This is a genomic window from Aminobacter sp. J44 (genome assembly GCF_007829415.1).
Classification (GTDB): Bacteria; Pseudomonadota; Alphaproteobacteria; order Rhizobiales; family Rhizobiaceae; genus Aerobium.
Genome location: NZ_VLJG01000015.1, coordinates 58,584 through 79,491, shown reverse-complemented (window position 1 = coordinate 79,491; position 20,908 = coordinate 58,584). Strand labels below are relative to the sequence as shown.

Sequence of the window (20,908 nt, the reverse complement as noted above, 5' to 3'; positions counted from 1 at the left end):
CAAGGTTGGCGAGGAAGTCGAGATCGTCGGTATCCGTCCGACCCAGAAGACGACCGTCACCGGCGTCGAGATGTTCCGCAAGCTGCTCGACCAGGGCCAGGCTGGCGACAACATCGGTGCWCTGGTTCGCGGTATCAGCCGTGAGGACGTCGAGCGCGGTCAGGTTCTGTGCAAGCCGGGTTCGGTGAAGCCGCACACCAAGTTCAAGGCTGAGGCTTACATCCTCACCAAGGAAGAGGGCGGCCGTCACACCCCGTTCTTCACGAACTACCGTCCGCAGTTCTACTTCCGCACGACCGACGTGACCGGCATCATCAAGCTGCCGGAAGGCACCGAGATGGTCATGCCGGGCGACAACATCACCGTTGACGTCGAGCTGATCGTTCCGATCGCGATGGAAGAGCGCCTGCGCTTCGCTATCCGTGAAGGCGGCCGCACCGTCGGCGCCGGCATCGTCGCCGCGATCATCGAGTAAGAAGAATAAGGGTCTGTCGCGGGCGTGGCTTCGGCTTCTGCCCGCGCCCGCGGAAGACTTGAAGGAACCGACCAGATGAACGGACAGAATATCCGCATCCGCCTCAAAGCGTTCGACCACCGTGTCCTGGACGCATCGACGCGGGAGATCGTGTCGACGGCTAAGCGCACCGGCGCGAACGTACGCGGGCCCATTCCGCTGCCGACGCGGATCGAAAAATTTACCGTAAACCGCTCGCCGCACATTGACAAAAAGAGCCGCGAGCAGTTTGAGATGCGCACCCACAAGCGACTCCTCGATATTGTGGATCCGACCCCGCAGACTGTCGACGCTCTCATGAAGCTCGACCTGGCCGCCGGCGTCGACGTCGAGATCAAGCTCTAGGGAGCATAACCATGAGCCGGACGGGCGTGTTCGCCCGAATGGCTCCTCTGAAGGAAAGAACTGATGCGTTCAGGTGTTATCGCACAGAAGATCGGGATGACGCGCGTCTACAATGACGCGGGCGAACACGTGCCTGTCACCGTTCTCCGCATGGAGAACTGCCAGGTGGTGGCGCAGCGTACCCAGGAAAAGAACGGCTATACCGCCGTGCAGCTCGGTGTCGGGCTCGCCAAGGTGAAGAACACGTCCAAGGCTCTGCGCGGTCATTTCGCCACTGCCTCGGTCGAGCCGAAGGCGAAGGTCGCGGAATTCCGCGTCTCTCCGGAAAACCTCATCGAGGTTGGCGCCGAGATCACTGCCGATCACTTCGTCGTTGGCCAGAAGGTCGACGTGACGGGTACCTCGATCGGTAAGGGTTTCCAGGGTGTCATGAAGCGCCACAACTTCGGTGGTGGTCGTGCATCCCACGGTAACTCGGTTTCGCACCGCTCGCACGGTTCGACCGGTCAGCGCCAGGATCCGGGTAAGGTGTTCAAGGGCAAGAAGATGGCCGGTCACATGGGTGCTACCCGCGTGACGACCCAGAACCTCGAGGTTGTTTCGACCGACGCAGAGCGCGGCCTGATTCTGGTCCGCGGCGCGGTTCCGGGTTCCAAGGGCGCCTGGATCTATGTGCGTGACGCCGTCAAGGCGACGCTGCCGGAAAATGCGCCGAAGCCGGCGGCGATCCGGACGAATGCAGCCCCGGCGGCTGAGACCGCTCCGGTCACCGAGGGAGCAGAGTAATGGACGTCAAGATTACCACGCTTGCTGGCGACGCAGCTGGCAATATCAAGCTGTCGGAAGAGATCTTCGGTCTTGATCCGCGCGAGGACATCCTGCAGCGCGTCGTTCGCTGGCAGCTGGCCAAGAAGCAGCAGGGCACGCACCAGTCGCAGAGCCGCGCTGACGTCTCCCGCACCGGCGCGAAGATGTACAAGCAGAAGGGTACGGGCCGCGCCCGTCACTCGTCCGCTCGTGCACCGCAGTTCCGCGGCGGTGGCAAGGCTCACGGCCCGGTTGCTCGCAGCCACGCTCACGACCTTCCGAAGAAGGTCCGCGCGCTCGGCCTTAAGCACGCTCTGTCGGCCAAGGCCAAGGGTGAGAACCTGATCATCATCGATGATCTGGCTCTGTCCGAGCCGAAGACGAAGGCTCTCGTCGCGAACTTCGCGAAGCTGGGCCTGAGCAACGCACTCGTGATCGGCGGCGCTGAGCTTGACGCAAACTTCAAGCGCGCTGCAGCGAACATTCCGAACATCGATGTCCTGCCGATCCAGGGTATCAACGTCTACGACATTCTGCGTCGCGGCAAGCTCGTCCTCTCGAAGGCAGCTGTCGAGGCTCTGGAGGAGCGGTTCTCAAATGACTGATCTTCGCCACTACGACGTAATCGTCTCCCCGGCGATCACCGAGAAGTCCACCATGGCTTCGGAAAACAACCAGGTGGTCTTCAACGTGGCCGGCAAGGCTTCGAAGCCGGAGATCAAGGCTGCGGTTGAGGCGCTGTTCGGCGTCAAGGTTACCGCGGTGAACACGCTCGTTCGCAAGGGCAAGGTGAAGCGCTTCCGCGGCACCATTGGCAAGCAGAGCGACGTCAAGAAGGCTGTCGTCACGCTGGCTGAAGGCCAGTCGATCGACGTCACGACCGGACTGTAAGGATCGGAACGATGGCATTGAAACACTTTAATCCGATTACGCCTGGTACTCGCCAGCTCGTAATCGTGGACCGTTCCGGTCTCTACAAGGGTAAGCCGGTCAAGGGTCTGACTGAGGGTCTCGTCAAGAAGGGCGGCCGTAACAACTACGGCCGCGTGACCGCCCGCTTCATCGGTGGTGGTCACAAGCGTTCGTATCGCCTGGTCGACTTCAAGCGTCGCAAGTTCGACGTTTCGGCCACCGTCGAGCGTCTCGAGTACGACCCGAACCGTACGGCGTTCATCGCGCTCATCAAGTATGAAGACGGTGAGCTGTCCTACATCCTGGCTCCGCAGCGCCTTGCTGTCGGTGACAAGGTCGTCGCCGGCGAGAACGTCGACGTCAAGCCGGGCAATGCGATGCCGCTGTCGGCGATGCCGGTTGGCACGATCGTTCACAACGTCGAGCTGAAGCCGGGCAAGGGCGGTCAGATCGCTCGTTCGGCTGGCGCATACGCCCAGCTCGTCGGTCGCGACCAGGGCATGGCGATCCTGCGCCTCAACTCGGGTGAGCAGCGCGTCGTCCACGGCTCGTGCCTCGCTACGGTTGGTGCCGTGTCGAACCCGGACCACGCCAACATCAACGACGGTAAGGCCGGCCGCACGCGCTGGCGCGGCAAGCGCCCGCACACCCGCGGTGTTGCTATGAACCCGGTCGACCACCCGCACGGTGGTGGTGAGGGCCGTACCTCGGGTGGCCGTCATCCGGTTACCCCGTGGGGCAAGCCTACGAAGGGCAAGCGTACGCGCTCTAACAAGGCGACCGACAAGTTCATCATGCGCTCGCGCCATCAGCGCAAGAGCTAAGGAAAGGTACAGAACGTGACCCGTTCAGTCTGGAAAGGCCCGTTCGTCGACGGCTACCTCCTCAAGAAGGCAGAGAAGGCGCGCGAAAGCGGGCGTAATGAGGTGATCAAGATCTGGAGCCGCCGCTCCACGATCCTGCCGCAGTTCGTCGGCCTCACCTTTGGCGTCTACAATGGCCAGAAGCACATCCCGGTCTCGGTTTCCGAGGAGATGGTTGGCCACAAGTTCGGTGAGTTCTCGCCTACCCGTACCTACTACGGCCATGGCGCGGACAAGAAGGCGAAGAGGAAGTAACATGGGCAAGGCCAAAGCTCCGCGTAGGCTCGCCGACAACGAAGCGCGCGCCGTCCTGCGCACGATCCGTGTCAGCCCGCAGAAGCTGAACCTGGTTGCCGCGTTGATCCGCGGCAAGAAGGTCAGCACTGCTCTCGCCGACCTCGAATTCTCCCGCAAGCGCATCGCCGGCACCGTCAAGAAGACGCTTGAGTCGGCTATCGCTAACGCCGAAAACAACCACGACCTCGATGTCGACTCCCTCATCGTTGCTGAGGCATATGTCGGCAAGTCGATCGTCATGAAGCGCTTCCATGCCCGCGGTCGCGGTCGTGCAAGCCGGATCGAGAAGCCGTTCTCGCACCTGACGATCGTCGTTCGCGAAGTCGAAGAAGTGGAGGCCGCATAATGGGTCAGAAAATCAATCCGATCGGCCTTCGCCTCGGCATCAACCGTACCTGGGACTCCCGCTGGTACGCGAACACCGGCGAGTACGGCACGCTGCTCCATGAGGATCTCAAGATCCGCAAGTATCTCGAGAAGGAGCTGAAGCAGGCTGCCGTCTCGAAGATCGTCATCGAGCGTCCGCACAAGAAGTGCCGCGTGACCATTCACGCCGCACGTCCGGGCCTGATCATCGGCAAGAAGGGCGCCGACATCGAGAAGCTTCGCAAGAAGCTCACCGAGATGACGAAGTCCGAGACGCACCTCAACATCGTCGAGGTTCGTAAGCCGGAGATCGATGCCAAGCTGATCGCTCAGTCGATCACGCAGCAGCTCGAGCGCCGTGTGGCATTCCGTCGCGCCATGAAGCGTGCCGTTCAGTCGGCTATGCGTCTGGGCGCCGAGGGCATCCGTATCAACTGCTCGGGTCGCCTGGGCGGTGCGGAAATCGCCCGCATGGAGTGGTACCGCGAGGGCCGCGTTCCGCTGCACACCCTGCGTGCGGACGTCGACTACGGCACGGCTGAGGCTCACACCGCTTACGGCACCTGCGGCGTCAAGGTCTGGGTGTTCAAGGGCGAGATCCTCGAGCACGATCCGATGGCTTCGGAGCGTAGGGCTGTCGAGGGCGATCAGCAGCAGGCCGGTGGAAACCGCCGCCGCGAGAACGCCTAAGCATAGGAATTTGGAGAAGAACGATGCTGCAGCCAAAGCGCACAAAGTTCCGTAAGCAGTTCAAGGGCCGCATTCACGGCGCTGCCAAGGGTGGCACCGACCTGAACTTCGGCGGCTACGGCCTGAAGGCTCTCGAGCCGAACCGCGTTACTGCCCGCGAGATCGAAGCCGCTCGTCGCGCGATCACTCGCCAGATGAAGCGTCAGGGCCGCGTTTGGATCCGGGTTTTCCCGGATCTCCCGGTTACTGCGAAGCCGACCGAAGTCCGCATGGGTAAGGGTAAGGGCTCCGTCGAGTACTGGGCAGCGCGCGTCAAGCCAGGCCGCGTGATGTTCGAGATCGACGGTGTGCCGGAAGACGTTGCCCGTGAGGCACTTCGTCTCGGCGCTGCCAAGCTTTCCGTACGCACGCGCTTCGTACAGCGTATTGCAGAATAAGAGGGTCCCGGATATGAAGGCGTCCGATTTGAGGGCGAAGACCCTCGACGAACTGAACGATGAGCTTGCCGCACTGAAGAAGGAGCAGTTCAACCTGCGCTTTCAGAAGGCAACCGGCCAGCTTGAGAAAACCGCACGCGTGAACCAGGTCCGTAAGGACATTGCGCGTATCAAGACGATTGCAGCGGAGAAGTCCGCTGCCAAGAAGGCTTAAGGACGAGGACCATGCCGAAGCGCATCATGCAGGGCACTGTCGTCAGTGACAAGAATGATAAGACGGTCGTCGTCAAGGTCGAGCGCCGCTTCACCCATCCGGTGATGAAGAAGGTTGTCCGTCAGAGCAAGCGCTACAAGGCGCATGACGAGGACAACTCCTGCAAGGTGGGCGACTTCGTCTTCATCCAGGAGTCGGCTCCGATCTCGAAAGACAAGCGTTGGGTTGTGATCCAGAACCAGACGCAGGAACTGGCGGCGAAAGCCGAGTAAGAAAAATTTGGACAGCCGGGCAGGGCGGGAGCCTTGCCCAAAATAAAGAAGAAGGCGGCCAGTCATGATTCAGATGCAAACAAACCTCGACGTCGCGGATAATTCCGGCGCGCGTCGTGTCATGTGCATCAAGGTGCTGGGCGGCTCGAAGCGGAAGTATGCCTCGGTTGGCGACATCATCGTCGTCTCGATCAAGGAAGCAATTCCGCGCGGCCGCGTCAAGAAGGGTGATGTGATGAAGGCGGTCGTGGTTCGCACGGCCAAGGACATCCGCCGTCCTGACGGCAGTGTGATCCGTTTCGACAGCAACGCAGCAGTGCTCGTCGACAACAAGCGGGAGCCGATCGGCACCCGTATCTTCGGGCCGGTTCCGCGCGAGCTCCGCGCGAAGAACCACATGAAGATCATCTCCCTCGCGCCTGAAGTGCTCTAAGGAGGCCGGTGAAATGCAGAAGATTCGCAAGGGCGACAAAGTCGTCGTTCTCGCCGGCAAGGACAAGGGCCGCACCGGTGAGGTTCTGAAGGTTCAGCCGAAGGACCAGAAGGCAATCGTCAGTGGCGTCAACGTGGTTGTGCGCCACCAGCGCCAGACGCAGAACCAGGAAGGTGGTCTGATCCGCAAGGAAGCTCCGATCCACCTGTCCAACATTGCAGTGGTCGACCCGAAGGACGGCAAGACGCCGACCCGCGTCGGCTTCGAGATCCGCGACGGCAAGAAGGTGCGTGTCGCGAAGCGCTCGGGAGAAGTCATCAATGGCTGACCAGAAGTACGAGCCGCGGCTCAAGACCCTGTACCGTGAGCAGATCCGCAAGGCGCTCCAGGATCAGTTCAACTACGCCAACGAGATGCAGATTCCGCGTCTCGACAAGGTCGTGATCAACATGGGCGTCGGCGAGGCCACGGGCGACTCCAAGAAGCCGTCGGTCGCCGCCGAGGACCTGAGCCTGATCGCCGGCCAAAAGGCGGTCGTCACCCGCGCCCGCAACTCGATTGCAGGCTTCAAGGTGCGTGAAGGCATGCCGATCGGCGCGAAGGTCACCCTTCGTTCGGATCGCATGTACGAATTCATTGACCGCCTGGTCACGATCGCGCTGCCGCGCGTTCGCGACTTCCGCGGCCTCAATGCAAAGAGCTTCGATGGTCGTGGCAACTTCGCCATGGGCATCAAGGAGCACATCGTGTTCCCCGAGATCAACTACGACAAGGTCGATCAGGTTTGGGGAATGGACATCATCGTTTGTACGACTGCCAAGACGGACGACGAGGCTCGGGCTCTGCTCAAGGCCTTCAACTTCCCATTCCGGCAGTAACGGCAGCGAACAAAGGAACCTGAAATGGCAAAGACCAGCTCAGTAGAAAAGAACAATCGGCGCCGGAAGCTCGTCGACCAGTATGCTGCCAAGCGTGCAGCGCTGAAGGCGATCATCATGGATCAGTCCAAGCCGATGGAAGAGCGCTTCCGCGCGCAGCTCAAGCTGTCCGCGCTTCCGCGTAACTCGGCGAAGACCCGCATTCGCAATCGTTGCGAAGTCACCGGCCGCCCGCGCGCATTCTACCGCAAGCTCAAGATGAGCCGTGTGGCGCTGCGCGAACTCGGCAACAACGGCCTGATTCCCGGCCTGGTCAAGTCGAGCTGGTAAGGAGGACCAAAGATGTCCCTTAGTGATCCCCTCGGCGATATGCTCACCCGCATTCGCAACGCCTATGGCCGCCGCAAGACCACCGTTACCACGCCGGCTTCGAACCTGCGTGCTCGCGTGCTCGACGTCATGAAGGCCGAAGGCTACATCCGCGACTACGCAAAGGTCGACTACGAGAACGGCAAGTCGGAGCTTGAGATCGAACTCAAGTACTACGAAGGCCAGCCGGTGATCCGCGAGATCGCCCGCGTCTCCAAGCCGGGCCGCCGCGTGTATGTTTCGGTCAAGTCTATCCCGTCCGTGGCCAACGGCCTCGGCATCTCGATCCTGTCGACTCCCAAGGGCGTGATGGCTGACCATCAGGCTCGTGAGCAGAATGTCGGCGGCGAGGTGCTGTGCCAGATCTTCTGATCGGCCGGCGGAACAATAGAAGGACGAGGACCGAAACATGTCTCGTATTGGTAAGAAGCCCGTACAGGTGCCCGCCGGCGTGACCGCTACGGTCGACGGCCAGACGGTCACCGCGAAGGGCCCGAAAGGCGAACTGAAGTTCGTCGTCAATGACGAAGTTCTGGTCAAGCTGGATAACGGCGAGATCTCCGTTTGTCCGCGCGACAACTCCAAGGATGCGCGTTCCAAGTGGGGCATGTCCCGTACTCAGATCGCGAACATCCTGACCGGCGTGAAGGACGGCTTCGAGCGTCGCCTCGAGATCAACGGCGTGGGTTACCGTGCCGCCATGCAGGGCAAGAACCTGCAGCTGTCTCTTGGCTTCAGCCACGAAGTCGTCTATGAGGCGCCCGCAGGCATCACGCTCGCGACTCCGAAGCCGACGGAAATCGTCGTCACCGGTATCGACAAGCAGGTGGTCGGCCAGGTTGCGGCTGAGATCCGCAAGTACCGCGGTCCTGAGCCTTACAAGGGCAAGGGCGTGCGTTACGCCGGCGAGCGCATCGTGCGCAAAGACGGCAAGAAGAAGTAATATCAGCGCCACGAGGCGCGGTTGCGGGAGCCCGGCCAATGCCGGGCTACCGCATACGGCCGTCCTCGTTTTACAAGGCAAGGAATACGAACTATGGCTTCCAAGGACTCCATCAAGCGCCGCGCCGCGCGCGTTCGCCGTCAGATCAAGAAGGTCGCCGGCGAGCGTCCGCGTCTGTCCGTGCATCGCTCGTCGAAGCACATCTACGCGCAGATCATCGACGACTCGAAGGGCCACACCCTGGCTGCCGCTTCGACCCTCGACAAGGAACTACGCGACGCGCTGAAGACCGGCGCTGACGTTGCTGCCGCTGCCGCTGTCGGCAAGCTGGTTGCCGAGCGTGCTGTCAAAGCCGGCGTCAAGGAAGTCGTCTTCGACCGCGGCCCGTTCATCTACCACGGCCGCGTCAAGGCCCTGGCTGATGCTGCCCGCGAAGGCGGTCTGAGCTTCTAATTTCGCTGCCGGGCTTCGGCCCGGCATTTTCACAACCCGTGCTCCGGAAAAGAATAAGGATCAGGACATGGCACAGGATCGTAGGGAAGGTGGTCGCGAACGCAACCGTGACCGCGAAGAGCGTGACGACGGTTTCGTCGATAAGCTCGTCCACATCAACCGCGTCGCCAAGGTGGTGAAGGGCGGCCGTCGTTTCGGCTTTGCTGCTCTCGTCGTCGTCGGCGACCAGAAGGGCCGCGTCGGCTTCGGCCACGGCAAGGCACGTGAGGTGCCGGAGGCAATCCGCAAGGCAACCGAGGCTGCCAAGCGCGATCTGATCTTCGTCCCGCTGCGTGGCGGCCGTACGCTGCACCACGACGTTCAGGGCCGTCACGGCGCAGGCCGCGTCCTGCTGCGTACTGCCAAGCCCGGTACCGGTATCATCGCCGGTGGCCCGATGCGCGCTGTCTTCGAGACGCTCGGCATTCAGGACGTCGTCGCCAAGTCGATGGGTTCGTCGAACCCGTACAACATGGTTCGCGCCACGTTCGACGCGCTGAAGAACCAGCTGCATCCGAAGGATGTCGCTGCACAGCGCGGCATCAAGTACTCGGTCCTGCAGTCGCGCCGCGGCACTGCCGTGTCGGCTGACGAATAAGGAGAGACGCGATCATGGCAAACAAGCAGGGCAAAACCCTCGTTGTGGAGCAGATCGGCAGCCCCATCCGCCGTCCGGTGGAACAGCGCGCTACGCTGATCGGCCTGGGTCTTAACAAGATGCACCGTCGTTCGACGCTGGAGGACACTCCGGCTGTTCGCGGCATGATTTCGAAGGTGCGCCACCTCGTCCGTATCGTGGACGAGGCGTAAAGCGCTGGAGCGACTGATATGAAACTGAACGAACTGCGTACTGTCGAGGGTTCGACCAAGGCGCGCAAGCGCGTCGGCCGCGGCATCGGCTCCGGCTCCGGCAAGACCGGCGGCCGTGGCGTCAAGGGTCAGAAGTCGCGCTCGGGCGTTTCCGTGAACGGTTTCGAGGGTGGCCAGATGCCGCTGTACCGGCGTCTGCCGAAGCGCGGCTTCAAGAACCCGTCGGCGAAGGACTTCAACGAAGTCACGCTCGGCCGCGTTCAGGCTGCGATCGACGCTGGCAAGCTTGACCCGAAGGAAACCATCACCGCTGAGGCTCTGGTCAAGGCTGGTGTTCTTCGTCGCGTCAAGGATGGCGTCCGCGTCATCGGCGGCGGCGAGCTCAAGGCAAAGGTTGCCTTCGAGGTTGCTGGTGCCTCCAAGCCGGCCATCGAACAGGTCGAAAAGGCCGGTGGTTCGGTGAAGCTGCCGGAAGTGGCTGCTGCCGAGTAAATCGGTTTAGTCAGGCGGCGGTTTGTCCCTGCACATGGTCGATCGAAAAGTGACGATCTGGCCTGTGCATGTGCAAACCGCCGCTTGCATCTTTTCCGGCCGGAGCCTATCTCGTGGCTTCGGTAACACAGGGCCGCGCCGCTTAGCGGGCCTCGCTGTGTGACGTTACGGAGATAATTTATGGCATCGGCAGCGGAACAGCTTGCTTCCAACCTGAATTTTGCGGCCTTTGCCAAGGCCGAAGACTTGAAGAAGCGCATCTGGTTTACTCTCGGCGCGCTGCTCGTCTACCGGCTCGGCACCTACATTCCCATGCCGGGAATCAATCCGCAGGCTTTCGCGCAGGCGTTCCAGCAGCAGTCGGGCGGCGTGCTCGGCATGTTCAACATGTTCGCCGGCGGCGCCGTCGAGCGCATGGCCATCTTCGCGCTCGGCATCATGCCCTACATTTCTGCCTCCATTATCGTTCAGCTGATGACGTCGGTTGTGCCGGCGCTCGAGCAGTTGAAGAAGGAAGGCGAGCAGGGCCGCAAGATCATCAACCAGTACACCCGCTACGGCACGGTCCTCCTGGCAGTCGTTCAGGCTTACGGCATTTCCGTCGGCCTTGAGTCGGGCAACCAGATCGTTACCGATCCGGGCTGGTTCTTCCGCCTGACCGCTGTCATCACGCTGGTCGGCGGCACCATGTTCCTGATGTGGCTCGGCGAGCAGATCACCGCGCGCGGCATCGGTAACGGCATTTCGCTCATCATCTTCTCGGGCATCGTCGCAGGCCTTCCGTCGGCCCTCGGCGGCACCCTCGAGCTTGGCCGTACCGGCGCGTTGTCGACCGGCATCATTCTCGCCATCCTGGTTCTGGCGGTCGTGCTGGTCGCGATCATCGTCTTCTTCGAGCGTGCGCAGCGCCGCCTTCTGATCCAGTATCCGAAGCGTCAGGTCGGCAACCGCATGTTCCAGGGCGATACTTCGCACCTGCCGCTCAAGCTCAATACGTCTGGCGTCATCCCGGCGATCTTCGCGTCATCGCTGCTGCTGCTGCCGGCGACGCTTGCAGGCTTCGCCGACACGACGACGCTGCCGACCTGGGCTAGCTCCATTCTCGCTGCGCTTGGTCACGGCCAGCCGCTCTACATGCTGCTGTATGCCGGCCTGATTGCGTTCTTCGCGTTCTTCTACACGGCGATCGTCTTCAATCCGAAGGACACCGCCGAGCAGCTCAAGAAGCACTCTGGCTTCATCCCGGGCTACCGTCCGGGCGAGCGCACCGCGGAATACATCGATTACGTGCTCACCCGCATCACGCTGATCGGTGCTGTGTATCTTGTGTTTGTCTGCCTCATACCCGAGTTTCTGATTTCTGCGACGGGTGTCCCGTTCTACCTCGGTGGAACGTCGCTCCTGATCGTGGTCAATGTGACGCTGGACACCGTGTCACAGATTCAGGGCCATCTGATCGCGCATCAGTATGAGGGGCTGATCAAGAAGTCGAAGCTTCGCGGAGGAAAGAGGGGACGATGAGACTTATTCTTCTCGGGCCGCCCGGTGCTGGTAAGGGCACGCAGGCGCAGCGGCTTGTTGCAAAGTACGGAATTCCGCAGCTCTCCACCGGCGACATGCTGCGCGCGGCCGTGGCAAACGGCACCGAAATTGGCAAGCGCGCCAAGGCGGTGATGGATGCAGGCGAGCTGGTTTCGGACGAGATCGTCAACGCGATCGTCGCCGAGCGAATCGACCAGCCGGACTGCGCCGGGGGCTTCATCCTCGACGGCTATCCGCGCACGCTCGCCCAGGCCGATGCCGTTTCGGACATGCTTGCCGAGCGCGGCATGCTTCTCGATGCGGTGATCGAGTTGGTCGTTGACGACAAGGCTCTGGTTGGTCGCATCATCAACCGCGCCGAGGAAGCCAAGGCCGCCGGTCAGCCGGTCCGCAAGGACGACAACCCCGAAGTGTTCGAGGAGCGTCTGCGCGAGTACTACAAGAAGACCGCGCCGCTGATCGGCTACTACTATGCGAACGACCAGCTCCGGCAGGTTGACGGCATGGCGCCGATCGATGAGGTGACCAAACAGATCGAGGCGCTTCTGCCCCGGTAAATCTTTGCGGCACGTGAAGTGCCGCAAAGAGTTGACTTTCGCTGTGTTCCGGAATACAGCGGCGCGACTTCCACTCAGGCGTAGAATTGGCGGTCCTTCGGGCCGCTCGTCGGTTTTGAAGCAGAGAATGCCCGCAAGGGCCGGCCTCCACCGGACGCGGGAAAACGAAACCGCCGTCGTGATCCATAGGACACGCCGGCCCAAATGGAGAATGACATGGCTCGTATAGCCGGCGTTAATATCCCGACCAATAAGCGCGTCATCATCGCGCTGCAGTACATCCACGGCATTGGCGCAAAGTTCGCCGCCGAGATCGTCGAGAAGGTCGGTATTCCGCTCGACCGTCGCGTCAACCAGCTGACCGACGCTGAAGTTCTCGCGATTCGCGAGACGATCGACCGCGACTACCAGGTCGAGGGCGATCTGCGTCGTGAAGTTGCGATGAACATCAAGCGCCTGATGGACCTCGGCTGCTACCGCGGCCTGCGTCACCGCCGTTCGCTGCCGGTTCGTGGTCAGCGCACGCACACCAACGCCCGCACCCGCAAGGGCCCGGCGAAGGCTATCGCAGGTAAGAAGAAGTAATAAGACACGGATTTTGGCCAGTGGCCGGCTGATGCCGACTGCCGCTGGCCAAGGTGTAGCCGCTGGTACTACGGCGGCGTTGATATCAAACGGAAGGACCATTCATGGCCAAGGAAGTAGCGCGCATTCGCCGTCGCGAGCGCAAGAACATCTCGACGGGCGTTGCGCACGTCAATTCGACCTTCAACAACACCATGATCACGATCACCGACGCGCAGGGCAACGCGATTGCCTGGTCGTCGGCCGGTGCTCAGGGCTTCAAGGGTTCGCGTAAGTCGACCCCGTTCGCGGCTCAGGTTGCTGCTGAGGACGTTGCTCGCAAGGCGCAGGAGCATGGCATGCGCACCCTCGAGGTCGAGGTTTGCGGTCCGGGCTCGGGTCGTGAGTCGGCCCTGCGTGCGCTGCAGGCTGCAGGCTTCACGATCACCTCGATCCGTGACGTCACGCCGATCCCGCACAACGGCTGCCGTCCGCGCAAGAAGCGCCGCGTCTGAGCATTTCACCTACCCGATGAGCTCCTTCGGGCGCTCCTCTCGAGGTTTCCACTGATGCCCGGCACGATTGGATGGTGTCGGGGAATGGAAGGAAGACCTGAATGATTCAGAAAAACTGGCAGGAACTCATCAAGCCGAACAAGATCGAGTTCACGACCAAGGGCAATACCGTGACCACGCTGGTTGCGGAGCCGCTTGAGCGTGGCTACGGCCTTACGCTTGGCAACGCGCTTCGCCGCGTCCTCCTGTCGTCCCTGCGCGGCGCAGCCGTGACCGCAGTTCAGATCGACGGCGTTCTCCACGAGTTCTCGTCGATCAACGGTGTTCGTGAAGACGTCACCGACATCGTCCTCAACATCAAGGAAATCGCCATCCGCATGGAAGGCGAGGGCCCGAAGCGCATGGTCGTGCGCAAGCAGGGTCCGGGTGTTGTGACGGCTGGTGACATCCAGACCGTTGGCGACGTCGAGATCCTCAATCCGGATCACGTCCTGTGCACCCTCGACGAGGGCGCAGAGATCCGCATGGAGTTCACGGTCGACACCGGCAAGGGCTATGTCCCTGCTGAGCGCAACCGCGCCGAAGATGCTCCGATCGGCCTCATTCCGGTCGACAGCCTCTACTCGCCGGTCAAGAAGGTTTCGTACAAGGTTGAGAACACCCGTGAGGGCCAGGTTCTCGACTACGACAAGCTGACGATGACCATCGAGACCAACGGCGCCGTGTCCGGTGAGGACGCAGTGGCTTTCGCTGCTCGCATCCTGCAGGACCAGCTCAGCCTGTTCGTCAACTTCGAAGAGCCGCAGAAGGAAGTCGCTTCCGAGCAGGTTACCGAACTCGCGTTCAACCCTGCGCTGCTCAAGAAGGTGGACGAGCTCGAACTGTCGGTTCGCTCGGCAAACTGCCTCAAGAACGACAACATCGTTTACATCGGCGACCTGATCCAGAAGACGGAAGCCGAGATGCTTCGCACGCCGAATTTCGGCCGCAAGTCGCTGAACGAGATCAAGGAAGTCCTCGCTGCCATGGGCCTGCACCTCGGTATGGAAGTGCCGGACTGGCCGCCGGAAAACATCGAAGATCTCGCAAAGCGTTACGAAGACCAATACTGAGGCATAAGCCTCTAAGAGAAGGAGTAGGCCAATGCGCCACGGAAAATCCGGTCGCCGTCTCGGCCGCACTGTCAGCCACCGCAAGGCGCTGTTCTCGAACATGGCTGCCTCGCTGATCGAGCACGAGCAGATCACCACCACCCTGCCGAAGGCGAAGGAACTTCGCCCGATCGTTGAGAAGCTTGTCACGCTGGGCAAGCGCGGCGATCTGCATGCTCGCCGTCAGGCTGCTGCTGCCATCGGTTCGGAAGCAGCGGCGAAGCGTCTGTTCGACGTCATCGCCCCGCGTTACGCCACCCGCAACGGCGGCTACCTGCGCATCATGAAGGCGGGCTTCCGCTTCGGCGATAACGCACCGATGGCTGTCATCGAGTTCGTTGACCGCGACACCTCGGCCAAGGGCGCTGCCGACCGCGCACGCGTCGAGGCTGAGCAGGCTGAGGAAGAAGCAGCGGCATAAGCCGCTGTCTCATCCGAGACTTTTGGGGAAGGGGCCTTCGGGCCCCTTCTTTCGTTTTGGGGGCGTTTGGTTCCGGTTGTTTTGGACGTTGTCGGGCAGGCTGTAGCGGCGCGCGCTCGCGCCCTCGTCTTCTACGCCATGTATTGCACAAGCGTTCAGGCATGGATCCTCGGGTTAAACCCGAGGATTACGAGGTTGAAGCGAAAGAGTAAACCGGCCCACGGGGGGCTGCCGAAGGAAGCGCGAGCGCGTCGCTGCGAACGATCACTTGAAGCGGTGCGCCGCCTTTTCACAGAGACATGGACGTTCCCACATCGTCATCCTCGGCCTTGAGCCGAGGATCCAGCCCTGAACGCTGAAACGGGCAGGGCGGTGGAAACGAGGTACGGGAGGCGGGCAGCCGAATTCGGTTACGTGGTCGCTGCGTGACCGATTGCGCCCTCACTCTCGCCCGAACAGCAGCTGCCTCAGGCTCAGCGCCATCACCTTTGCCGACTGGACCATGTCGTCGATGCCGACCCACTCATCCGGGCGGTGAGCGAGGTCGAGGATGCCGGGGCCGTAGGCGATGCAGTCGAACAAGTGGCCGATGCGGGCGATGTGCTTCTGGTCGTAGGTGCCCGGCGAGATGACGTATTGCGGTTCGCGGTCGAACACTTCTTGGATCGACTTTGCCACCGCCTGCACGACCGGCGCCTCGCGGTCGGTCATGGTCGGCTGCACCTCCATCAGGTCGCGGATGCGGTAGTCGAAGCGCGGGCGCTCGCGCTTCAGCCGCTCCAGGATGGAGACGACCTCACCCTTCACCTCGTCGATAGACTCCTCCAGCAGGAATCGGCGATCGATCACTGTGCGGCAGGAGTCGGCGACGTTCGGCGCGGGCAGGCCGGGGAAGAAATCTTCGGTCTGGCCGCCATGGATCGAGTTGATGTTCATAGTTGAGCGCCGTGCACCTTCCGGCACAACCGGCATCTGCGTCTGCTTGGCGTCGAGGGCGGGATAGAGCTCGCTCTCAAACGCATGCAGCAAGGCACCCATGTGGCGGATGGCCGAGTCGCCGAGGAAAGGCATCGAGCCATGAGCGATAGAGCCGAGCGTCTCGATCTCCGCCCACCAGACGCCCCGGTGTCCGAGGCAGATGCGATCTTTGTTCAACGGCTCCGGCATGATGACGTGGTCAACGCGCGGCTTAGAAAAATAGCCCTGCTTTGCCAGATAGGCGACGCCGCCGAAGCCGCCGGATTCCTCATCAACCGTGCCCGAAATTTCGATCGCACCAGGAAAGTCGGGGTAAGTGGCAATAAATGCTTCGGCGGCGATGATCGAGGCAGCCAGCCCGCCCTTCATGTCGCAGGCGCCGCGGCCGTAGACGCGCCCGTCCTTCACCTCGCCGCCGAACGGATCGACGGTCCAGCCGTCGCCCGCCTCGACCACATCGATATGCGAGTTGAAGTGCACGGTCGGGCCGGGGCTGCGACCGTCGAAACGTGCCACGACGTTGGTGCGCGGGTATTTGTCGCTGTCGCCGGGTGTTCCTTCACCCCGGATCAGCTTTGTGCCGAAGCCGGCCTTCTGCAACCGGGCGGCGATAAACTCGGCGCACGGTGTATAGGCCTCTCCTGGCGGGTTGATCGTCGGAAAGCGGATCAGGTCAGCCGTGAGGGCGACGAGATCGTCGCGGCGGTCGTCGATGGCGGAAAGCAAGCGGTTTGTCATACAGCAATTGAGCAAGTTTACGGATGCCTTGGCAAGTATGGCTGATGGGGCTTGTGAATGAGCCAGCCGCTCACGCGGATGTGAGAGGACCGCGGCAGGGGTTTGTTAGGATATGGCGAATCATATGGCGGACCTTGCGCTTGCGTTCGCCACGATGAATCATTTCAGCAGTATTGGGTGTGGGGTCATGATGCGTATTCGTCTCGCCGTTGTCGCGGGGACTTTCCTCTTGTCGGTTGCGGGTGCGCAAGCGTCAGCGCTAGTTGCGCGGGTCGACGTGGCCGAACAGAAGATGGTCGTCAGCCAGTACGGCAAGGTGATCCACGAGTGGACTGTCTCCACCGGCGCCGACGAATTCGGCGGCACCCCTCGCGGCGAGTACCGGCCCTACCGCATGCACAAGATGTGGCGCTCGCGCACCCACAACGGCGAGGAAATGCCTTACTCGGTCTTCTACGACCGTGGCTGGGCCGTGCATGGCACCAACGAGGTGGATCGCCTCGGCAGCCCGGTCTCGCATGGCTGCGTGCGCCTCGACCCTCAGCACGCCGAGATCTTCTATTCGCTGGTCAACAAGGTCGGCGCCGGCAATACCCGCATCATCATCGAGAACTGAGCTGGTCGAATATTCCACATCAAGTGGAGCGCGGGGCATTTCTTTCCCGCGCGCAGTTCACTAGCCTTGCGGGCTGCAGGAGGAGCGGCCAGGCATGACCCAGCACCCCATCGATCTGTCCAAGCCCGTCTCCGACGAGGTGCGCAAGACGACGTGCTACATGTGCGCGTGCCGGTGCGGGATTGACGTCCACCTGAAGGATGGCAAGATCCGTTATATCGAGGGCAACCGCGACCATCCGGTCAATAAGGGCGTGCTGTGCGCCAAGGGCTCGGCCGGCATCATGCAGCATTATGCGCCGGCTCGGCTGTCGTCGCCGATGTTGCGCACTGGCCCGCGCGGCTCTGGCGAGTTCCGCAACATTTCCTGGGATGAAGCGCTTGCCATTGCCACCGAATGGCTTGGCGACGTACGTGCGCGCGACCCGAAGAAACTCGCTTTCTTCACCGGGCGCGACCAGTCCCAATCGCTGACCGGCTTCTGGGCGCAGCAGTTCGGCACGCCCAATTACGCCGCGCATGGTGGCTTCTGCTCGGTCAACATGGCTGCTGCCGGCATCATGACGATTGGCGGCGCGTTCTGGGAGTTCGGCTCGCCCGACTGGGAAAGGACGAAGCTGTTCGTCATGTTCGGCGTGGCGGAGGACCACGACTCGAACCCGATCAAGATCGGCATCTCGAAGCTTAAGCAGCGCGGCGCGCGGTTCGTGTCGGTCAACCCGGTTCGTACGGGCTATTCAGCGGTTGCTGACAGCTGGATCGGTGTGCGGCCGGGTACCGATGGCCTCCTGATCCTGGCGCTCGTCCACGAGCTCCTGAAGGCGCGGAAGATCGACGTCGAGTACCTGGTGCGATACTCGAATGCGCCGTGGCTGGTGATCGACGCGCCGGGCACGGACCAGCACGGCCTGTTTGCGCGCGGCAAGGACGGCAAGCCCCTCGTCTGGGAGACGCTCACAGAGCGTCCCGTCTCAGCCGGCAGCAAGGGCGCGCAACCGGCTCTGAGCGGCCGCTACCGGCTCGACGACGGCACCGAGGTGCGCCCGTCCTTCGAGCTGCTGGTCGAGGAGTATCTCGACGAACGCCACTCGGCGGAGGCCGTTGCCGACAAGATCGGTATTTCCGCCGCCACGATCCGTGGCCTCGCGGCCGAGATTGCCCGCGTTGCTTTCGAAGAGGCGATCGAGATCCCGCAGCCGTGGACCGATGTGTACGGCAACCATCACCCGAGCTACATCGGCCGTCCGGTCTCGTTCCACGCGATGCGTGGCATTTCCGCCCATTCCAACGGCTTCCAGACGGCGCGCGCGTTGCACCTCCTGCAGGTGCTGATCGGCGCCGTCGACTGCCCCGGTGGGTTCCGCTACGAGCCGCCATATCCGAAGCCGGTGCAGGCACATCCGCGACCGCACGGCCGCGCCGAGCATTTTGGCTCTAACCAGCCGCTTGCGGGGCCGCATCTTGGATTTCCGCTCGGGCCTGAAGATCTGCTGGTCGATGAGGCCGGGCAGCCATCGCGCATCGACAAGGCGTTTTCATGGGAAGCCCCGTTCTCGGCGCACGGTCTGATGCACATGGTGATCGCCAATGCACATGCGGGCGACCCGTATCCGGTCGACGTGCTGTTCCTCTACATGGCCAACATGGCGTGGAACTCGTCGATGAACACGGCGGGTACCATCCGGATTCTGGAGGACAAGGACGAGGCGACCGGCGAGTACCGCATCCCGAAGATCATCTACTCCGACGCCTATTCGTCGGAGATGGTTGCCTATGCCGACCTGGTGCTGCCGGACACCACCTATCTCGAGCGCTTCGATTGTATTTCGCTGCTCGATCGGCCGATCTCGGAGCCGGAGGCAGCGAGTGACGCAATTCGCTGGCCGATGGTCGAGCCCGATCGCGACGTGCGCCCGTTCCAGAGCGTCCTGATCGACCTCGGTGCAAGGCTGAAGCTGCCGGGCTTCGCCGACAGCCGCGGTCAGCCGCTCTACCGCGATTATGCCGACTATCTGGTCAGGCACGAGCGCCGACCGGGCATTGGCCCGCTGGCGGGCTTCCGCGGCACCGACGGCACGCGTGCAGGCAGAGGAGCGGCGAACCCGAAGCAGCTCGACCGCTATATCGAGAACGGCTCGTTCTTCTCGGCGCACATTCCGCTCGAGGCGCAGTTCTTCAAGCACGCCAACGCTGCCTATCAGGACTTCGCCGTGAAGATGGGCTTCTTCGACACGCCACAGCCGGTGACGTTCCAGCTGTGGTCGGAGGAACTCCAAAAATTCCGGCTGGCGGCGCAGGGGCTGCGCGCGCCGCATGCGCCCGAGCCATACCGGGGGCGCATCTTGTCCGCCTTCACGCCGCTGCCGCTCTGGTACGAGCCGCTGGAGGAGCAGGCCGTGTCGGGAGAGGAGTTTCCCTATCACGCCATCACCCAGCGGCCGATGGCGATGTACCATTCCTGGGGCTCAATGAATGCGTGGCTCAGGCAGATCTACACCCAGAATTATCTCTTCGTGCCGGGCGAGATCTGCGACGCGCATGGGCTGAAGGACGGCGACTGGGCGTGGCTCACGTCCAACCACGGCCGCATCAAGGTGCCGGTGAAGCGTACCGATACGGCAAACCGCGACACGATGTGGACGTGGAATGCGATCGGGAAGCGCGGCGGCGCCTGGGCGCTCGACCCCGACGCTCCGGAGTCCGAAAAAGGTTTTCTCTTGAATCACTTGATCAACGAACTTCTACCGCCGGAGCAGGATGGTATGCGCTGGTCGAACTCCGATCCGATCACCGGTCAGGCCGCCTGGTACGACCTGCGCGTGCGCATCGAGAAGGCCGACCCGCCCGCGCGCAGCGAGCCACGCTTCGAGCCGGTCAGGAAGGCGACAAACACGGCAGCCGAAATCCGCTACGGGCAGGAGTGGAGCGAATGACCTGCCTGCCGTCACAGCCGACGCCGAAGAAGCTCGGCCTCGTCATCGACCTCGACGTTTGCGTCGGCTGCCACGCCTGTGTCGTCTCCTGCAAGGAGTGGAACACCGGCGGCTATGGCGCGGCGCTGTCGGATCAGGACCCGTACGGCGCGGATGTGTCGGGCACATTCCTCAACCGCGTCCATTCTTTCGAGGTGGTGCCCGAAGGGGCGGAGGTGGCGGCGGAGAAGGGGCATGCACGGCTCGTCCACTTCCCCAAGTCATGCCTGCATTGCGAGAACGCGCCGTGCGTGACCGTCTGCCCGACTGGCGCGTCCTACAAGCGGGCGGACGACGGAATCGTGCTGGTCGATGAGGACATGTGCATCGGCTGCGGGCTTTGCGCCTGGGCGTGTCCCTATGGCGCGCGCGAGATGGACATCGCCGCCGGTGTCATGAAGAAGTGCACGCTGTGCGTCGACCGCATCTACAACGAGACGCTTGCCGAGGAGGATCGCGTGCCGTCCTGTGTGCGCACCTGCCCGACCAATGCCCGCCACTTCGGCGACCTTGCTGATCCGAGCTCGGCGGTATCGAAGATGGTCGTCGAGCGCGGCGGGTTTGACCTGATGCCGGAGCAGGGCACACAGCCAGTGAACAAGTACCTGCCGCCGCGTCCCAAGCAGCATCTGGAAGACGTCAAGCCGCTTGCCGCCACCGACACGTCGGGCGCGAAAGGCTTTTTCGCATGGGTTGATTCCGTGCTGGAGCGGCTCTGACG

General features: G+C 62.3%; 32 protein-coding genes. 31 read left to right on the top strand and 1 reads right to left on the bottom strand.

Features of this window, described 5'->3' with window-relative positions; translation table 11 throughout:
- The 28 genes from L610_RS08075 to rplQ all read left to right on the top strand — a co-directional run.
- Window positions 1-475: EF-Tu/IF-2/RF-3 family GTPase (locus L610_RS08075; protein ID WP_246658963.1), on the top strand; the 475-nt coding region annotated here is incomplete at its 5' end.
- 75 nt (window positions 476-550) lie between these two features.
- Window positions 551-859 (top strand): 30S ribosomal protein S10, encoded by a 309-nt coding sequence (rpsJ, locus tag L610_RS08070; protein WP_007066362.1) that lies wholly within the window; start codon window positions 551-553, stop codon window positions 857-859.
- Window positions 860-922: 63 nt separating this feature from the next.
- Window positions 923-1,645 carry a 50S ribosomal protein L3 gene (gene rplC, locus L610_RS08065; protein WP_024847017.1) on the top strand — a complete coding sequence of 241 codons (723 nt, stop codon included), beginning with the start codon at window positions 923-925 and terminating at the stop codon, window positions 1,643-1,645.
- Window positions 1,645-2,271: a 50S ribosomal protein L4 gene (rplD, locus tag L610_RS08060; protein WP_024847016.1), complete on the top strand. Its 627-nt coding sequence runs from the start codon at window positions 1,645-1,647 to the stop codon at window positions 2,269-2,271. Before rplC ends, rplD begins: the two co-directional genes overlap by 1 nt.
- Complete coding sequence (locus L610_RS08055; protein WP_144704091.1) at window positions 2,264-2,557, top strand: 50S ribosomal protein L23; 294 nt, start codon at window positions 2,264-2,266, stop codon at window positions 2,555-2,557. Before rplD ends, L610_RS08055 begins: the two co-directional genes overlap by 8 nt.
- An 11-nt stretch (window positions 2,558-2,568) precedes the next feature.
- Window positions 2,569-3,402, top strand: a complete 834-nt coding sequence (gene rplB, locus L610_RS08050) for a 50S ribosomal protein L2 (protein WP_024847014.1) — start codon at window positions 2,569-2,571, stop codon at window positions 3,400-3,402.
- A gap of 15 nt (window positions 3,403-3,417) precedes the next feature.
- Entirely contained in the window at window positions 3,418-3,696 is a 279-nt protein-coding gene (gene rpsS, locus L610_RS08045) for a 30S ribosomal protein S19 (protein ID WP_024847013.1), read from the top strand.
- Between the two features lies 1 nt (window position 3,697).
- Complete coding sequence (gene rplV, locus L610_RS08040) at window positions 3,698-4,084, top strand: 50S ribosomal protein L22 (RefSeq protein ID WP_024847012.1); 387 nt, start codon at window positions 3,698-3,700, stop codon at window positions 4,082-4,084.
- Entirely contained in the window at window positions 4,084-4,794 is a 711-nt protein-coding gene (gene rpsC / locus L610_RS08035) for a 30S ribosomal protein S3 (protein ID WP_034329283.1), read from the top strand. Before rplV ends, rpsC begins: the two co-directional genes overlap by 1 nt.
- A 23-nt stretch (window positions 4,795-4,817) precedes the next feature.
- On the top strand, window positions 4,818-5,231 hold the full coding sequence (gene rplP, locus L610_RS08030) for a 50S ribosomal protein L16 (RefSeq protein WP_024847010.1): 414 nt from the start codon (window positions 4,818-4,820) through the stop codon (window positions 5,229-5,231).
- Window positions 5,232-5,244: 13 nt separating this feature from the next.
- The gene (gene rpmC / locus L610_RS08025) at window positions 5,245-5,445 is read left to right on the top strand and encodes a 50S ribosomal protein L29 (RefSeq protein ID WP_024847009.1); all 201 of its coding nucleotides are present in this window, start codon (window positions 5,245-5,247) and stop codon (window positions 5,443-5,445) included.
- Window positions 5,446-5,456: 11 nt separating this feature from the next.
- The gene (rpsQ, locus tag L610_RS08020; protein ID WP_024847008.1) at window positions 5,457-5,717 is read left to right on the top strand and encodes a 30S ribosomal protein S17; all 261 of its coding nucleotides are present in this window, start codon (window positions 5,457-5,459) and stop codon (window positions 5,715-5,717) included.
- A 64-nt stretch (window positions 5,718-5,781) separates the two neighbouring features.
- Window positions 5,782-6,150 (top strand): 50S ribosomal protein L14, encoded by a 369-nt coding sequence (gene rplN, locus L610_RS08015; RefSeq protein WP_024847007.1) that lies wholly within the window; start codon window positions 5,782-5,784, stop codon window positions 6,148-6,150.
- A gap of 13 nt (window positions 6,151-6,163) precedes the next feature.
- Window positions 6,164-6,478 carry a 50S ribosomal protein L24 gene (gene rplX / locus L610_RS08010; RefSeq protein ID WP_024847006.1) on the top strand — a complete coding sequence of 105 codons (315 nt, stop codon included), beginning with the start codon at window positions 6,164-6,166 and terminating at the stop codon, window positions 6,476-6,478.
- Window positions 6,471-7,028: a 50S ribosomal protein L5 gene (gene rplE / locus L610_RS08005; RefSeq protein ID WP_024847005.1), complete on the top strand. Its 558-nt coding sequence runs from the start codon at window positions 6,471-6,473 to the stop codon at window positions 7,026-7,028. The genes rplX and rplE overlap by 8 nt, the downstream gene beginning before the upstream one ends.
- A 24-nt stretch (window positions 7,029-7,052) precedes the next feature.
- Complete coding sequence (gene rpsN / locus L610_RS08000) at window positions 7,053-7,358, top strand: 30S ribosomal protein S14 (protein ID WP_024847004.1); 306 nt, start codon at window positions 7,053-7,055, stop codon at window positions 7,356-7,358.
- Between the two features lie 12 nt (window positions 7,359-7,370).
- A complete protein-coding gene (gene rpsH / locus L610_RS07995; protein ID WP_024847003.1) occupies window positions 7,371-7,769 on the top strand; it encodes a 30S ribosomal protein S8 in 399 nt (132 codons plus the stop codon).
- Window positions 7,770-7,806: 37 nt separating this feature from the next.
- Window positions 7,807-8,340: a 50S ribosomal protein L6 gene (rplF, locus tag L610_RS07990; protein WP_144704088.1), complete on the top strand. Its 534-nt coding sequence runs from the start codon at window positions 7,807-7,809 to the stop codon at window positions 8,338-8,340.
- Window positions 8,341-8,433: 93 nt separating this feature from the next.
- Complete coding sequence (gene rplR, locus L610_RS07985) at window positions 8,434-8,793, top strand: 50S ribosomal protein L18 (protein WP_144704085.1); 360 nt, start codon at window positions 8,434-8,436, stop codon at window positions 8,791-8,793.
- Between the two features lie 67 nt (window positions 8,794-8,860).
- Window positions 8,861-9,430: a 30S ribosomal protein S5 gene (rpsE, locus tag L610_RS07980; protein ID WP_024847000.1), complete on the top strand. Its 570-nt coding sequence runs from the start codon at window positions 8,861-8,863 to the stop codon at window positions 9,428-9,430.
- A gap of 14 nt (window positions 9,431-9,444) precedes the next feature.
- A complete protein-coding gene (rpmD, locus tag L610_RS07975) occupies window positions 9,445-9,642 on the top strand; it encodes a 50S ribosomal protein L30 (protein WP_024846999.1) in 198 nt (65 codons plus the stop codon).
- Window positions 9,643-9,660: 18 nt separating this feature from the next.
- Window positions 9,661-10,134, top strand: a complete 474-nt coding sequence (gene rplO / locus L610_RS07970; protein ID WP_024846998.1) for a 50S ribosomal protein L15 — start codon at window positions 9,661-9,663, stop codon at window positions 10,132-10,134.
- 180 nt (window positions 10,135-10,314) lie between these two features.
- On the top strand, window positions 10,315-11,655 hold the full coding sequence (gene secY / locus L610_RS07965) for a preprotein translocase subunit SecY (protein WP_024846997.1): 1,341 nt from the start codon (window positions 10,315-10,317) through the stop codon (window positions 11,653-11,655).
- Window positions 11,652-12,233 (top strand): adenylate kinase, encoded by a 582-nt coding sequence (locus tag L610_RS07960; RefSeq protein WP_024846996.1) that lies wholly within the window; start codon window positions 11,652-11,654, stop codon window positions 12,231-12,233. Before secY ends, L610_RS07960 begins: the two co-directional genes overlap by 4 nt.
- A gap of 216 nt (window positions 12,234-12,449) precedes the next feature.
- Complete coding sequence (gene rpsM / locus L610_RS07955) at window positions 12,450-12,818, top strand: 30S ribosomal protein S13 (protein WP_144704082.1); 369 nt, start codon at window positions 12,450-12,452, stop codon at window positions 12,816-12,818.
- A gap of 104 nt (window positions 12,819-12,922) precedes the next feature.
- Window positions 12,923-13,312 (top strand): 30S ribosomal protein S11, encoded by a 390-nt coding sequence (gene rpsK / locus L610_RS07950; protein WP_024846994.1) that lies wholly within the window; start codon window positions 12,923-12,925, stop codon window positions 13,310-13,312.
- A gap of 101 nt (window positions 13,313-13,413) precedes the next feature.
- Window positions 13,414-14,424 (top strand): DNA-directed RNA polymerase subunit alpha, encoded by a 1,011-nt coding sequence (locus tag L610_RS07945; RefSeq protein WP_024846993.1) that lies wholly within the window; start codon window positions 13,414-13,416, stop codon window positions 14,422-14,424.
- 31 nt (window positions 14,425-14,455) lie between these two features.
- Window positions 14,456-14,884 carry a 50S ribosomal protein L17 gene (gene rplQ / locus L610_RS07940; protein WP_024846992.1) on the top strand — a complete coding sequence of 143 codons (429 nt, stop codon included), beginning with the start codon at window positions 14,456-14,458 and terminating at the stop codon, window positions 14,882-14,884.
- A 441-nt stretch (window positions 14,885-15,325) separates the two neighbouring features.
- On the opposite strand, the gene L610_RS07935 is transcribed toward rplQ, so the two are convergent.
- Window positions 15,326-16,600, bottom strand: a complete 1,275-nt coding sequence (locus L610_RS07935; RefSeq protein ID WP_144704079.1) for an acetylornithine deacetylase/succinyl-diaminopimelate desuccinylase family protein — start codon at window positions 16,598-16,600, stop codon at window positions 15,326-15,328.
- Window positions 16,601-16,787: 187 nt separating this feature from the next.
- Here L610_RS07935 and L610_RS07930 point away from each other — a divergent pair, with 187 nt between their 5' ends.
- The 3 genes from L610_RS07930 (at window position 16,788) to L610_RS07920 (ending at window position 20,906) form a co-directional block, all read left to right on the top strand.
- Window positions 16,788-17,216, top strand: coding sequence for a L,D-transpeptidase (locus L610_RS07930; RefSeq protein WP_246658962.1), 429 nt, complete (start codon window positions 16,788-16,790; stop codon window positions 17,214-17,216).
- 94 nt (window positions 17,217-17,310) lie between these two features.
- Window positions 17,311-20,148 (top strand): molybdopterin oxidoreductase family protein, encoded by a 2,838-nt coding sequence (locus L610_RS07925; protein ID WP_144704076.1) that lies wholly within the window; start codon window positions 17,311-17,313, stop codon window positions 20,146-20,148.
- Entirely contained in the window at window positions 20,145-20,906 is a 762-nt protein-coding gene (locus tag L610_RS07920; protein WP_144704073.1) for a 4Fe-4S dicluster domain-containing protein, read from the top strand. The genes L610_RS07925 and L610_RS07920 overlap by 4 nt, the downstream gene beginning before the upstream one ends.
- Window positions 20,907-20,908 lie beyond the last annotated feature (2 nt).

Bases quoted from the DNA above. Each gene is read 5' to 3' on its own strand.
- rpmD (WP_024846999.1), top strand. From the start codon at position 9,445: ATGGCAAACAAGCAGGGCAAAACCCTCGTTGTGGAGCAGATCGGCAGC.
- rpsM (WP_144704082.1), top strand. From the start codon at position 12,450: ATGGCTCGTATAGCCGGCGTTAATATCCCGACCAATAAGCGCGTCATC.
- rplX (WP_024847006.1), top strand. From the start codon at position 6,164: ATGCAGAAGATTCGCAAGGGCGACAAAGTCGTCGTTCTCGCCGGCAAG.
- rpsJ (WP_007066362.1), top strand. From the start codon at position 551: ATGAACGGACAGAATATCCGCATCCGCCTCAAAGCGTTCGACCACCGT.
- rpsH (WP_024847003.1), top strand. From the start codon at position 7,371: ATGTCCCTTAGTGATCCCCTCGGCGATATGCTCACCCGCATTCGCAAC.
- L610_RS07935 (WP_144704079.1), bottom strand. From the start codon at position 16,600: ATGACAAACCGCTTGCTTTCCGCCATCGACGACCGCCGCGACGATCTC.
- L610_RS07960 (WP_024846996.1), top strand. From the start codon at position 11,652: ATGAGACTTATTCTTCTCGGGCCGCCCGGTGCTGGTAAGGGCACGCAG.
- rplE (WP_024847005.1), top strand. From the start codon at position 6,471: ATGGCTGACCAGAAGTACGAGCCGCGGCTCAAGACCCTGTACCGTGAG.
- rplF (WP_144704088.1), top strand. From the start codon at position 7,807: ATGTCTCGTATTGGTAAGAAGCCCGTACAGGTGCCCGCCGGCGTGACC.
- rpsK (WP_024846994.1), top strand. From the start codon at position 12,923: ATGGCCAAGGAAGTAGCGCGCATTCGCCGTCGCGAGCGCAAGAACATC.
- rpsN (WP_024847004.1), top strand. From the start codon at position 7,053: ATGGCAAAGACCAGCTCAGTAGAAAAGAACAATCGGCGCCGGAAGCTC.
- L610_RS07920 (WP_144704073.1), top strand. From the start codon at position 20,145: ATGACCTGCCTGCCGTCACAGCCGACGCCGAAGAAGCTCGGCCTCGTC.
- rplP (WP_024847010.1), top strand. From the start codon at position 4,818: ATGCTGCAGCCAAAGCGCACAAAGTTCCGTAAGCAGTTCAAGGGCCGC.
- L610_RS07945 (WP_024846993.1), top strand. From the start codon at position 13,414: ATGATTCAGAAAAACTGGCAGGAACTCATCAAGCCGAACAAGATCGAG.
- rplC (WP_024847017.1), top strand. From the start codon at position 923: ATGCGTTCAGGTGTTATCGCACAGAAGATCGGGATGACGCGCGTCTAC.
- rplN (WP_024847007.1), top strand. From the start codon at position 5,782: ATGATTCAGATGCAAACAAACCTCGACGTCGCGGATAATTCCGGCGCG.
- rplD (WP_024847016.1), top strand. From the start codon at position 1,645: ATGGACGTCAAGATTACCACGCTTGCTGGCGACGCAGCTGGCAATATC.
- L610_RS07925 (WP_144704076.1), top strand. From the start codon at position 17,311: ATGACCCAGCACCCCATCGATCTGTCCAAGCCCGTCTCCGACGAGGTG.
- L610_RS08055 (WP_144704091.1), top strand. From the start codon at position 2,264: ATGACTGATCTTCGCCACTACGACGTAATCGTCTCCCCGGCGATCACC.
- rpmC (WP_024847009.1), top strand. From the start codon at position 5,245: ATGAAGGCGTCCGATTTGAGGGCGAAGACCCTCGACGAACTGAACGAT.
- rpsE (WP_024847000.1), top strand. From the start codon at position 8,861: ATGGCACAGGATCGTAGGGAAGGTGGTCGCGAACGCAACCGTGACCGC.
- L610_RS07930 (WP_246658962.1), top strand. From the start codon at position 16,788: ATGATGCGTATTCGTCTCGCCGTTGTCGCGGGGACTTTCCTCTTGTCG.
- secY (WP_024846997.1), top strand. From the start codon at position 10,315: ATGGCATCGGCAGCGGAACAGCTTGCTTCCAACCTGAATTTTGCGGCC.
- rplB (WP_024847014.1), top strand. From the start codon at position 2,569: ATGGCATTGAAACACTTTAATCCGATTACGCCTGGTACTCGCCAGCTC.
- rplO (WP_024846998.1), top strand. From the start codon at position 9,661: ATGAAACTGAACGAACTGCGTACTGTCGAGGGTTCGACCAAGGCGCGC.
- rplQ (WP_024846992.1), top strand. From the start codon at position 14,456: ATGCGCCACGGAAAATCCGGTCGCCGTCTCGGCCGCACTGTCAGCCAC.
- rpsQ (WP_024847008.1), top strand. From the start codon at position 5,457: ATGCCGAAGCGCATCATGCAGGGCACTGTCGTCAGTGACAAGAATGAT.
- rplR (WP_144704085.1), top strand. From the start codon at position 8,434: ATGGCTTCCAAGGACTCCATCAAGCGCCGCGCCGCGCGCGTTCGCCGT.
- rpsC (WP_034329283.1), top strand. From the start codon at position 4,084: ATGGGTCAGAAAATCAATCCGATCGGCCTTCGCCTCGGCATCAACCGT.
- rplV (WP_024847012.1), top strand. From the start codon at position 3,698: ATGGGCAAGGCCAAAGCTCCGCGTAGGCTCGCCGACAACGAAGCGCGC.